The organism is Bacteroides sp. UBA939, from assembly GCF_002293435.1.
Taxonomy (GTDB): Bacteria; Bacteroidota; Bacteroidia; order Bacteroidales; family Bacteroidaceae; genus Bacteroides.
This window is the reverse complement of record NZ_DBDF01000025.1, coordinates 1-13,518: the sequence shown is the minus strand read 5'-3', so window position 1 is coordinate 13,518 and position 13,518 is coordinate 1. Positions and strand designations below refer to the sequence as shown.

General features: G+C 45.2%; 6 protein-coding genes. 5 read left to right on the top strand and 1 reads right to left on the bottom strand.

Features of this window, described 5'->3' with window-relative positions; translation table 11 throughout:
* Positions 1-202 precede the first annotated feature (202 nt).
* On the bottom strand, positions 203-388 hold the full coding sequence (locus B2Z67_RS01750) for a hypothetical protein (protein WP_291528098.1): 186 nt from the start codon (positions 386-388) through the stop codon (positions 203-205).
* A 260-nt stretch (positions 389-648) separates the two neighbouring features.
* On the opposite strand from B2Z67_RS01750, the gene B2Z67_RS01745 reads away from it, so the two are divergent.
* The 5 genes from B2Z67_RS01745 (at position 649) to B2Z67_RS01725 (ending at position 13,301) form a co-directional block, all read left to right on the top strand.
* Positions 649-4,596, top strand: coding sequence for a hybrid sensor histidine kinase/response regulator transcription factor (locus B2Z67_RS01745; protein WP_291528097.1), 3,948 nt, complete (start codon positions 649-651; stop codon positions 4,594-4,596).
* Between the two features lie 121 nt (positions 4,597-4,717).
* On the top strand, positions 4,718-8,134 hold the full coding sequence (locus B2Z67_RS01740) for a SusC/RagA family TonB-linked outer membrane protein (RefSeq protein ID WP_291528096.1): 3,417 nt from the start codon (positions 4,718-4,720) through the stop codon (positions 8,132-8,134).
* Positions 8,135-8,146: 12 nt separating this feature from the next.
* Positions 8,147-10,051, top strand: a complete 1,905-nt coding sequence (locus tag B2Z67_RS01735; RefSeq protein ID WP_291528095.1) for a RagB/SusD family nutrient uptake outer membrane protein — start codon at positions 8,147-8,149, stop codon at positions 10,049-10,051.
* 110 nt (positions 10,052-10,161) lie between these two features.
* The gene (locus B2Z67_RS01730; RefSeq protein ID WP_414630768.1) at positions 10,162-12,096 is read left to right on the top strand and encodes a heparinase II/III domain-containing protein; all 1,935 of its coding nucleotides are present in this window, start codon (positions 10,162-10,164) and stop codon (positions 12,094-12,096) included.
* Positions 12,097-12,104: 8 nt separating this feature from the next.
* On the top strand, positions 12,105-13,301 hold the full coding sequence (locus tag B2Z67_RS01725) for a glycoside hydrolase family 88 protein (RefSeq protein WP_291528094.1): 1,197 nt from the start codon (positions 12,105-12,107) through the stop codon (positions 13,299-13,301).
* Positions 13,302-13,518 lie beyond the last annotated feature (217 nt).

Sequence of the window (13,518 nt, the reverse complement as noted above, 5' to 3'; positions counted from 1 at the left end):
CACTATGAATAATGTAGGCTAATCTGTAGTGTTCATACAGGCTAAACCAATGCGCGATACCTTTAATTCCAACACGTGATATCTTTAGTTTCATCACGTGATACTTTTAGTTTCATCACGTGATACATTTAGTTCCAACACGTGATACTTTTAGTTTCAAAGAGTTGAAACCTTTAGTTTCATTGCGATGAAACTAAAGGTTTCATCGTATTGGAACAGATGGTTTCATTGCGATGAAACTAAAATCGCGCCCTGTCCGGTGCGGGATATATGCCTGTCCGAAGCAGGATGATGCAGGGTGGGAGATAGGTGGAAGGTAGGTGGGAGATGCGTTGCAGATGTGTGGCAGATACTTTATCTGCAACACATCTGCAACGGGTATCTGCAACGCTCTAATTTGTTTATTATCAGATAGANNAGGTGGCAGATGGCAGATAAAAATCGATTTTCAACTTTATGGAGGTGTTGGCGTCCTTTGACTCCTCTAACTCCTGATGCATGAATAATTCAGGTTAACTCCTACGGCATGAATAATACAGGATAGGGTTTGTTTCGTGCTTTATATTTTATATTTTTGCATCACAAACGAAACAAACACTAAATCTGGTGAAGATGTATAAATGTACAATGTGTATAAAGCACAAATTCGTGTTGGTATTATTATTATTAATAGTATCAAATACAACTCTATACGGAGAATATTTCAAGCATATCGGTTTACCTGAAGGGCTTACGCAGCCTTCAGTCTTATCTATTTATCAAGATGAATTGGGAAGAATGTGGTTTGGTACACGCGAAGGGCTTAACCGGTATGACGGAAACCGGATTGTATCCTACAAAGGATGGCATAAGGCATCGGAACAGGATTCTGTGATTTGGCTGGGCAATGAAGTCACATCCATACAAGGAAATAAAGAAGGCGATATATTCTTCCTTTCCGACGGAAACATTATGAAATATGATATTCATACGGAAAAGTTCAGCCAGCTGACCAACAATTGGAATGTACCGGTTCTTGCCTGTGACCGGGGCGAAATCTGGTATATGCGCCATGATTCGTTGTTCCACTATTCGGATACGGGGCAATCTGTCTTTACGTTCAAAACAGGTATTACTTCTGCGATTCGCAGTCTGACTCTATTAACCGATAAAATATGTATTGGCACTACAGATGGCGTTTATCTGATAGACCGTATTTCTTTCCACAGTAGCCACTTCATGAAAGGCTTGGAAATATATCAGATATTTGAAAGCTCGCAAAAACAGTTGTGGATAGGTACACGTATGAAAGGCCTATATATTATAGACAAAGACGGAGGAGTGGAAAAAGCAGATATCAGTAGCCAGCAAATCAGAGAATTTGTTGAAGATAATGAATGTAATGTCTGGTTCGGCTCTTTCGACGGATTGTGGAAATACAATTATAAGACCGACCAGTTCTCGCTCATCCGGATTCCTAAATATATAGGTGGGTTGGCTCATGCGTCTATATTTTCTTTATACAAAGACCGGTTGGGCATTATCTGGATAGGTAGTTACTACGGAGGGGTCAATTATTTCAATCCTGTGCGGAGCCGTTTCGCACACTATGATTACGAGCAAAATGCTGTCAAGAAGCTCTATTATTCATACGTGGGCGAAATGGTGCAAGATAAGGATGGGCATTTATGGATATCCACCGACGGAGGGGGAATCTGTTGCGTAGATAAAGAATGGAATATTATCCATCAATTCTTTGCCGGTTCTCAAAACTCGCTTCTACACAATAACATCAAAAGTATCTGCTATGACGAAACGTACGACCGAATATATGTCGGCACCTACATGGGTGGATTGTCACGGTATGACATTCGTACGGGAAAATTCCATAACTACTTGAAGATGCGAAAAAGCGGAGACAGCAATATGCCCAACGAAGTAATCTATTGCATAAAAATGTGGGAAGGGCAGTTGTATATTTCTTCGCGCAACGGATTTTTCAAACTGGATCCTTCAACCGATACCTTTACAAAAATACATCTTCCACCCAATCTTTACGAGAATTTTGATTTAGACCCTAACGGTTATATCTATCTGGCAGCCGGCAATTATATCACTTGTGTGCCACCGGATAGCCTTGGAGAAATTGAACGTTTTACCATCAGTACAGGTCAAATAACACGTATCAAGGCAACCGGAGAAGGCGTGTACGTAGGTACACTGGGAAATGGCGTGTTTTTCTTTGACAAACACACCCGCCAAATAACTAACTATACTTTCGAGAAGAAACAACTGCCCAGCAATTATTGTTATAACATCTGCACGACGGAAGATGGAAAAGTTCTCTTCACATACAATAAAGGAGTGACGTGCTACGACCCGCAGAAAGAGAGCTTTACTACTATCAACATACCAAACTTGTCTTCATCTGCGCATATTATCAACGAATGTGGCATTCTTACAACGGCAGATAAACGTATTTACATTGGAGATACCAAAGGAATAACCACTTTTCTGGAAAGTGAGTTTGATGCTACATACAGCAATCATTCCAATTTATTCTTTTCGGAATTGCAGATAAACAACCAACCTATCTATCCGGGAGACAAGACAAACATCCTTTCCCAATCACTTCCCTATACGAAAGAACTTACGTTAAAGCATGATCAGAATAATCTTATCATCTCTTTTGCATTATCTGAGTTTAATTCGGGATTATCCAAAAATGAATTCAAATACAAATTAGAAGGATTTAGCGATGAGTGGATTAACACTAAACAGGCAGAATTGCACTACACCAACCTGTCACCCGGCAAATATACTCTACGCCTTTCCACCACTGAACGCAACCCTCAGGAAATAAGCCTGTTGATAACGATTACCTCACCGTGGTATAACACCTGGTGGGCATGGCTTTTGTATATCGGCGTAGTGGTAAGCTGTTCCTACTACTATATTTCAAGCAAAATATCCAAACGCATACTCTTGTTCTCGTTAGAAAAAGAACGCTTTGAAAAACAACATATAGAAAAAGGTAATCAAGAAAAACTCGCCTTCTTTACCAATGTCAGCCATGAGTTCAAAACACCGCTTACGCTTATCATCAGTCATATCGACTTGTTATTGCAAAACAATAAGTGCAGTTCGTTTATTTATAATCATTTACTCAAAATCAGGAAGAATGCCCACCACCTGAATACGTTGATTACCGAATTGCTTGAGTTCAGAAGGCTGGAACAGAAGCAAACACCACTTACGTTGCAATACTCCAACCTGAAGGTTTTGCTGCAAGAAATATATCTGTCATTCGTTGATTATGCACATCAACGAAATATTGTATATACGTTTGAATGTCCGGATATCCCATTCGATTGTTGGTATAATGCCCACCTAATGGAAAAGGTTTTCTTCGAGTTACTCTCCAATGCTTTTAAATATACGCCGGACAACGGGAAAATTACGTTAACCGGAAGCATAGCGGATAATAAACTGAAAATCAATATTCAAGACAATGGAGTAGGTATCTCCGAAAAAGATATCCCGATGGTATTCACGCAGTTTTTCAGAGGGGACAACAGTGTGAATGTGAACAGAACGGGTATAGGGCTGGCATTGGTAAAGAGTATCGTGGAAAGACATTATGGAACTATCTCTGTGCGAAGTACTGTCGGAGAAGGAAGTGTATTTACCATACAACTCTCTATAACAACCGAACTTTTTACTAATGACGAAAGCATCCGGCTTTCATCGGAAAATAAAGAGAACGATCCGAGGAATGGGATGCCTGACACGGAAGTTGCCGGTATGGCAGGAGAGAATAATACGGCAGTTGCCGGCAACAAACCGCCGGAAGAGAATTCGCATACTCTGCTGATTGTAGAAGACAACAGGGAACTCCTGAAAATACTCAATGAGTTGTTTTCACCTTATTATATAGTAGTTTGTGCAAGCAATGGGGTTGAGGGACTCGAAAAGGCGCGTACCCGGAAACCGGATCTTATTATCAGTGATATTATGATGCCTCAAATGAACGGTATTGAGATGTGCCTGCAAATGAAAAACAATATCGACCTTTGCCATATTCCGATTATACTGCTTACAGCCCTCAACACCATTGAACAAAGCATTGAAGGCTTGAACCGGGGAGCCGATGATTACATCACGAAACCTTTTAATACACAACTGCTGCTGGCACGAGCCAACAATCTGGTACGCAACCGTATATTGATTCGGCAACAATTTAGCAAGCAACCGCTCTCCGAGATAGATCTGACTTCCATTAATCCGTTGGACAAGGATTTGCTGATACGTGCTTCCGAAATCATTGAAAGATACATCGACAATACGGAGTTTGACGTTTCCATACTTGCAACTGAACTGATGCTCGGACGTTCCACCCTATTCCAGAAATTCAAGGCGCTTACAGGCATGACACCCAATAATTTCATCTTAAACTTCCGGTTGAAGTATGCGGCATCCTTGCTCAAACAGTCACCGGATATTCCTATTGCGGAAGTGAGTGACCTTTGCGGTTTCAGTTCACACGTTTATTTCAGTAAGTGTTTTAAGAAACTGTTCGAATACACCCCGCAACAATACAGGTTGCTGGGTGGATAACAGCTATCTCTGCCTGTTGATATACTACTTTTGGACGATTTTCATACTGCAATAGACTATTTTTATAGCCATCCTTGCTTAAGGCATGTACTTTTGCGGCGTAACATTTAGTATAATACGTATGAAAAAACTCAATTTGCATTGTAGCTTCATGCCCCAAAGATGGGTATTGGGAGCTTTGTTCATGTTGATTGCTACAAGTTCAGGATGGGCTTCGGACATTCTGTCTTCCTCTACAGACGTTGTAGCAAGTATCACTGTTAATAAGACTATAAAAGGGTCCGTAACGGACAACACAGGTGAACCGATCATCGGCGCCAATGTTGTAGTGGAAGGCACAACCAACGGGGTTATTACCGATGTCGACGGTAACTTCGTATTGGAAAATGTAGCGGACAATGCTACACTCAAAGTATCCTTTATCGGATACAAAACAAGATTGATAAAAGTAGGTACTTCCTCTTCTCTTTTAATAAGACTGGAAGACGATTCCGAAACTCTGGAAGAAGTAGTGGTTGTAGGCTATGGCGTACAGAAGAAAGTGAGTGTTTCAGGCTCTATTTCAACCGTTGGTTCCGACAAACTCGAAAACCGGCCGGTAATGAACCTTTCGAGCGCCATACAAGGACTTGCAACCGGTGTTCGCGTAACACAACAGAGTGGTGCGCCGGGTGCTGAAAATGTAGCTATCCAGGTGCGAGGCGTAACCTCTACCAACGGCAGTTCGCCCCTTGTACTTATCGACGGCACACCGGGTGACATGACTGTACTCAACTCCGAAGACGTGGAGTCCATCTCAATCCTTAAAGATGCTGCCGCTGCTGCCATATACGGTTCGCGTGCAGGTGCGGGTGTTATCCTTGTCACTACCAAGAAAGGACGTAACGAAAAGCCACGCGTTACTTTCTCCGCTCTCTTTGCGCAGACAAAACCAATGACAGACCTCTCTTTTATGTCGAGCACTGCCGACTGGATGCATCTTCACAACGTAGCCAAACGCAACGCTAACCCTACTTCGAGTTCGGATGACTATGCGCAGAGCAGCATCGACGCATGGCGCGAGGCAGACAAGAATCCCAACGGAATGTACACCAACTCTGACGGTGTCCAGATTCCAAACTGGCTTGCCTTCCCTAATACCGACTGGGCACAGGTTCTGTTCCAACCCAATCATTACCAGAAGTATAACATGTCTGTTCAGGGCGGTAACGAAAATACCACCTATATGCTCTCAATCGGTTATCAGAACAATCCCGGTACAGTGCGCAACACAGGTATGGAACGCTTTAATATACGCACAAACGTAGAGACAAAGATTGCCAAGATTTTCACTCTCGGTACCCAGACTTGGATGACGAAGGAATATAAAGATCCGGGCAGTGTCTCGATGACTTATCTTATGCAGGCTTTCCCGGGAATAACTCCTGAATATCAAGGAAAGTATGGTGCTTCCGAAGACCCAAACACTACCAATAAAGATAATATCCTCCAGCAGATTGCCGCCGAAGGCGGACAAAACGAATACACTCGCCTCAACACAACTTGGTATGCTATCGCTAACCTCGGACTGAAAGGACTGCAAGGGGAAGCGCGTTTCAACTATAACGAGTATTTCCGCAACGATAAGCATTACAGCCAGTTGCAACCCCGATACAGTTTCCGCGAAAGTCTCGAAAATCCCAAGGAAGGAAATTCAACTCTCGACCAGGCAACAACATATCGCTATAGCTACAACTCGCGTGCGTATACTGCCAACTTGTTGCTTCGTTATAACAATACGTTCGGTAAACACGACGTGTCGGGATTGTTGGGTTATGAACAGTATTGGACAGAGTCGACGGGCTTCGATGCACAAAAGAAAGGTTTGCTTGACTGGAGTGTAACAGACATTACTTCGGCTGCCGAAATGGTATCAATCGGAGCGCCGACAGATGCCGAGCTTAGAGGTTATGCAATGATTTCCTATTTCGGTCGTATCGGCTACTCTTACGACGGCAAGTATATCCTCGAATTGCACGGACGCGAAGACCAGTCATCCCGTTTTGCACCGGGGCATCGCGGTGGTTTCTTCCCGTCGGGTTCTATCGCTTGGCGCATCAGTGAAGAAAATTTCTATGCACCCGTCAAACCATACGTTAATTACCTGAAGCTCCGCGCTTCATACGGCTCGCTCGGTAACGTGGTTTCGGGCAACTATGCATGGCAGGCTCTTTACGGCAAGGTCAACAATGTGTTCAATGAGTCCATACAGAACGGTATCATTCAGCAGACACAATCTAACCTGACTCTCTCCTGGGAAAAGGTTTATACCACCAATGTGGGTTTTGAAGCACGTTTCCTTGACGACCGCCTCGGGCTTGAGTTTGAGTACTACAACCGCGATACAAAAGACATGCTTGGTGATGTTCCTATGTACCTGACAGTAGGTAACGGTATCTCGTCTCAGAAGGCGAACATGTATGAGATGAACAACAAAGGTCTGGAACTCAACCTTACATGGAACGATAGAATCAAAGATTTCAGGTATTCCGCTGTACTGAACGCTACCTACAACAGCAACAAAATTACCAAATATAACGGAGCGCTTAAATATGAGTTCGATGAAACCGTGAATGATGCATTCGGCAATTCCGGAGTATGGCGCTATACCAACCTTGCGGATGTAACAACCGGTGGCGATACCCGCCGTGTGGAAGGACACTCGATTGACGAATGGTTCCTCCAAACACCTTATAGCGGAAGCGGACAATACAAAAATGCCGACGGAACAGTCAATCCCAAAGGAGGCCCGAAAGACGGTATGATTCGTACAAAAGCTGACCTCGAATGGGTGCAACAGATGATTGCAGCAGGTTATAACTTCAGTAATACGAAAGTAGGTCCGGAAGCAGCTAACCTCTGGTACGGACAGGTGCTGATGAACGACAACAATGGCGACGGTATCTATGGCGGTACTGACGACAAGGTATTCACCGGTAAGACTACCACTCCGAAATGGTTGTTCGGTCTTAGTCTGGATGCCGAATGGAAAGGATTCGATCTCAGTATGCAATGGGCTGCACGTCTGGGCGTATATGGTTACTTGAACGAACGCGGAGCAAACGGTTCTCACCTTGGAAACGTTGGCGATACCATGCCGTCGGATGCTTATTCACTGTATTATTCTTACGATGCGATGGCTGCTTACAATGACTTTAAAGAACTTGGTCCTGCTTATGACCCCGCTACCGATTCGAATGCAAACATCAATGGGAAGTATCCAAGACTGTTGACTTCGTCATCGTCTATGACAAACTCCACATTCTATCTGTATAACATGTCTTACCTGAAACTGAAGTCATTGCAGATTGGCTACACGCTGCCCAAGAAGTGGATTGCTCCATCGGGTATCAACAACTGCCGTGTGTTCGTGGCAGGCGAGAACCTCTTGACCATTAAAAGTTCAGCCTTCCGGGGCATAGACCCCGAAGTAGGTACTTCGCTGACGGTTTATCCTATATCGAGAGTGCTTTCGTGCGGTGTTTCAGTAACATTCTAAATTTTATCAATCATGAAGAATTATATTATACTTTCGGCTACCGCCCTCTCTATAATGGCAGGCATGGTAAGCTGTACAGAACTCTTGGATACGGCTCCAAGCAATAAAATATCACAATCCACCATGTGGACTACCGAGGCTCTTGTCGATCAAGGTGTAATCGGTGTTTATTATTCGCTGCAACGTCCCATCAATGGTAATCAGATTGTCGGAGCAAGCAATGATATAGGTTACTATGGATTTGAAGCATACGGCATGACCGGTCAAGGCGAATATGGTATCGACGGTCTTTTCGCTTCGAACGTAACAGCCGGCAATACGCGCTTCTCCTACCACTGGAAATGGTGTTATTCGGGTATTAACCGTGCCAATGCTGCTATCGAACAGATTGCACTGGCTCCTATTAATAACGAAAAGAAAGCAAGATTGGTGGCGGAATGCAAAACTCTGCGTGCGTTCTTCTATATGCGGCTCAACGAAATGTTCGGTCGCGACGGGTTTGGCGTACCTCTCTACCTCGAATCGGTAGACCCTGACAAGTATGACCGCGGGCAATCGCCTGAGTCCGACGTTTGGGCTGCCATCATTCAAGACCTGACTGACGCCATCAACGAACCCAACCTGAAGAACAATGACATTCAAGGCGAAGGACGTGTAAGCAAAGGTACCGCCTATGCACTGCGCGGACGTGCGTATCTGCTTACAAAAAGCTATTCGGAAGCGGCTACCGACTTTGAAAAGGTTGGCCAGATGGGATATGGATTGTCCTCCGACTACCGTAAGTTGTTTAAGGTGGAAAACGAACGTTGTGAAGAAATGATCATGAGCGTGCAGTATATTGAAGACCCTACAGGATATGGAACGGGTATACAGAAATTTACCGCAGCCTTTCAACAAGGTGCGAAAGATTCAAGAGGCTGCTGGACAGACTTGCAGGTAACACCCATGCTTGTGGACCTTTACGAAGAAGTGGTTGATGCCAACACTGTGAGACCTTTCGACTGGAAACACTTCTTTCCCAACTGGGACGAGATCAGTGCATCGGGAACCAAGAATCGCAAGGTTTATTTTCTACGCGATAAATTGCTTGACGGTAATGAGATTACTGCCGCTACCACTACTGCAATTAATACCGAGCTTACCAAACTTGACGCAAACATTCAGGAACTCTATTTGGCGGAGGGTAACGAAGCCCGTTTGAAAGAAGCCTATGCCAATCGCGACCCGCGCTTAGCCATGAATGTAGTGACTCCTTATGCCGATTTCCGGGGTGTGAACAGTAACTCTTCCGAAGAAGCATGGTACACTTACCGTTGGCCGGTTGCAGGTAAGTATTATGCCGACCAAGCTGCTGCGGAACCTAAGACTAATACAGCGCTTCCCGCTACTTATTATACATCCGGAAGCTGTAACGCACAGGCCGAATTCAAGTACATCCATCGCAAATTTGTAGGAGAGGGACTTGAATACATGCGCCGCGAGCAAAATCCTGTCGACGAACCTATAATTCGCTATGCCGACGTGTTGCTGATGTGGGCTGAGGCAGAGGTTGAACAGGGTGGATCGGAACATTTGGCAAAGGCGAAATCACTCGTGAAGCAAATACGCGACCGTGTAGGTGTTCCTACTATGGATGCTTCGTTTGCCGACCAGACTATTGCCCGCAACTATGTACGCGATGAACGCCGTCGCGAACTGATGGGTGAGGGTGTTAACTTCTTCGACGAAATGCGATGGAAAACACTCAAGGAAACCAAATATGCGCAGGTGAATGCACAAAATGCTTGGGGCGGAACGGAAAGTACAGGTGGTACGACCTACCAGTGGCCGGGCGACTATTTCTACTGCTGGCCTGTTCCGGCTGCGGAAGTTGAGAAGAACAAGAATCTGACCAAGACTCCGGGTTGGATGTATTGATGAATTTGATTACCGGTGTGTCTGTCGTTTCGCTTCTCTGAAAGACAGATACACCGGCAAATCCGGGAATCAAGATGCCGTCGAACTCACGTTAAAAAAACAATTCATCCATGCTTATGCCATTCGTAAACAAACTGACTTCTTTCATATTGCTTGCGGTGCTTTCAATGACATTGCAATCCTACACCAAGCGCGATATACTGCAACACACTGCTGATTTGCAAAAGGTAGAATCTACCGTCGTACTCAACCAAAAATGGGTTCCGTATCCTGCCTACGCCGACCGCGAGGGCTGGAATGCGTTTTTGGGTGACTACCGCCAGCAGCTTATCGAAGATGGTGAATCTTGTCTCGACTACCGGTGGAGGTACATCAAAGCTACCGACTACATTGAATACGAACGCACGGGCAATCGTAGTATTGCCGACAATGCTTTCAGCGCCAACGTAACCGCACTCAACAAACTCTTCCTCGCAGAACTTGCTGAGGGGAAAGGACGATTCATCGACGATATTATCGACGGAGTCTATTACTTCAGCGAAATGACTTCGTGGGTATCGCCTGCACACATCGGTCCATATCAGGCTTCAAAACGCTCGTTGCCCGATACATCGTGGCATGTGATAGACCTTGCTTCCGGCGATCTTTCGGCAGTGATGGCGTGGATATACTATTACCTGAAAGCTGAAATGGACAAGGTGACCCCAACGGTATCACAACGGCTTTACAAGGAAGTAAAAGCCCGTACACTCGATGCCTACATGGGTGAGCACCCCTTTTGGTGGCAGGCGAAGAACGCCGGGGAAGGTACGCTGGTAAACAACTGGAATGTGTGGTGCAACGCCAACGTGCTGCAATGCTTCTTCCTGCTTGAGAACGACCCCGAACGACTGGCGGAAGCCGTATATACCACGATGGTTTCGGTAGACCAGTTTCTTAATTACGTAAAGGATGACGGAGCATGTGAAGAAGGTCCCTCGTATTGGGGACATGCTGCCGGAAAACTCTACGACTACCTGAAAATGCTGTCAATGGGAACTGCCGGAAAGATTGATATCTTCCATCAGCCCATTGTACGCAATCTCGGCGAATACATTGTACGTTCGTATGTAGGAGATGGCTGGGTAGTCAACTTTGCCGATGCTTCCGCCAAAGGTGGAGGCGAAGCGGGATTTGTCTACCGCTTCGGCAAGGATACGGGCAGCGAACTGATGACAGGCTACGCCGCCTACATGGAAAAGCTAAATCCCCAAAGGAAAATAAACGTCAACAGAGACATGTTCCGGCTATTACAGTCTTTCCTTTATCATAAGGAGTTGGAGACGGTTGCGGCAAACTTCCGCCATCCCGCCTATACATGGTATGCGGGCACCGAGTTCTGTTACATGACGAACGACTGCCTGTTCTTTGCAGCCAAAGGCGGATACAACGATGAAAGCCATAATCATAACGACACCGGCACATTCAATCTGTATGTTGACAACACCCCCGTGTTTATTGATGCAGGCGTAGGCACATATACCGGCAAGACGTTCGGCAGAGACAGGTACACCATCTGGACTATGCAAAGCGATTATCACAACCTGCCGCGAATCAACGGCTTTCAGCAAAGGTACGGCAAGCGATACCGCTCGGCAAACGTCAAGTTCGACAAAAACAAGAATACATTCAGTCTCGACATCGGCAAAGCATATCCGCAGGAAGGAAACATAAACTCGTGGGTGCGCACTTATGCGTTGAAGAAAAAGGGACTCCACATAACGGATCGATTTGATATAAGCAACCCCGATGTTGCGAATGTTGTGCACTTCATGACTTGGGGCGAGGCGAGAATCATAAATAAAGGAGTCATTGATATAAGTATAAAAGGTAAAACAGCAGAGCTTGTTTACGATGCGGAAGTCTTCACCGCCTCCATCGAAACCGTCAAACTCGATGACCGCCGCTTATCAAACGTCTGGGGCAGTGAGATCCACAGAATTTGTCTGACGGCAAACGGTAAGACCGCACGCGGAGAATATAAATTCAATATTCAAATTAAATAAACCCTACGATGATTAAGAAGATTTTAGGAATAGCAATATTCCTCTCGCTCGCATTGACGGCATGTGAAAACAATTCGTTCGTTCAAACCAACATTGATTTAGCAACCAGACAAATCGGCATGGAACTCGACGGTATGAAAGCCAAAGGCAAATGGCTCAATCCCGTAACGCTCAAGGCAGATGGTAGTGTCCACTATTGTGGATATTCGGACTGGCGTTCAGGTTTCTTCCCCGGTAGCCTCTGGTATCTCTACGAGATGAACGGAGATACTGCTTTCCTCACAGCCGCAAAAGCACTGACAGCAAAAATAGAAAAAGGCAAGACACTGACATGGCATCACGACGTAGGTTTCATTATCGAGTGCAGCTATGGCAACGCGCTGCGTCTGACAGGCGAACAGTACTATGCCGGCGTGATTGTCGAAGCTGCCAAGTCGCTTAGTACCCGGTTCCGTGAAATTCCGGGAGTAATTCAGAGTTGGAATGTCAACGGTAATAGCTGGCAGGCACAACGCGGTTGGGAATGTCCCGTTATTATCGACAACATGATGAATCTGGAACTCCTCTTTCACGCTACCCGTTTATCGAACGATTCAACTTATTACAAGATAGCCGTTTCGCATGCCGACCGTACTCTTCAGGAACATTTCCGTCCGGACGGAAGTTGCTACCACGTGATAGACTATAGCATTGAAAACGGAACAGTACGCCATCGCCAGACAGCGCAAGGGTATGCCGACGAATCGGCATGGGCAAGAGGGCAGGCATGGGCTATCTATGGATATACCGTATGTTACCGCGAAACCAAAGACAGAAAATATCTGGAACAGGCCGTTAAGACTTTCCGGTTTATGAAGAACCACAAGAATATGCCTGAAGACTTGGTTCCTTACTGGGATATGGATGCTCACAAGATCCCGAATGAACCGCGTGACGCTTCTTCCGCCGCTATTATCGCCTCCGCATTATATGAACTTAGCACGTCCCCCGTAGAGTCCCCCGGTGCTTACAAGGAATATGCCGACCGCATCATGAAGTCGTTGGCATCCCCCGCCTATCTGGCGCCGGTGGGGACAAACGGGAATTTCCTGCTGATGCACAGCGTGGGTAGTATTCCTCATAACAGTGAAATAGACGTTCCGCTCAACTATGCTGATTACTATTTTCTGGAAGCGCTGCAACGAAAGAGAAACATTGAAGAATGATTTACTACAGTGTACATAGTATAAACTCTGAGTGCCTCGTCATAAATAGTTTATATTATGAATGAGAATTTAGCGAAGCGGAGCGGAGCAGTGATTAGTGATTAGTATTAGTGATTAGTGATTAATGATTAATGATAAGTGATTAATGATTAGTGATTAGTGATTAATGATAAGTGATTAATGATTAGTGATTAATAAGAGTATCTCTATTCTCCTC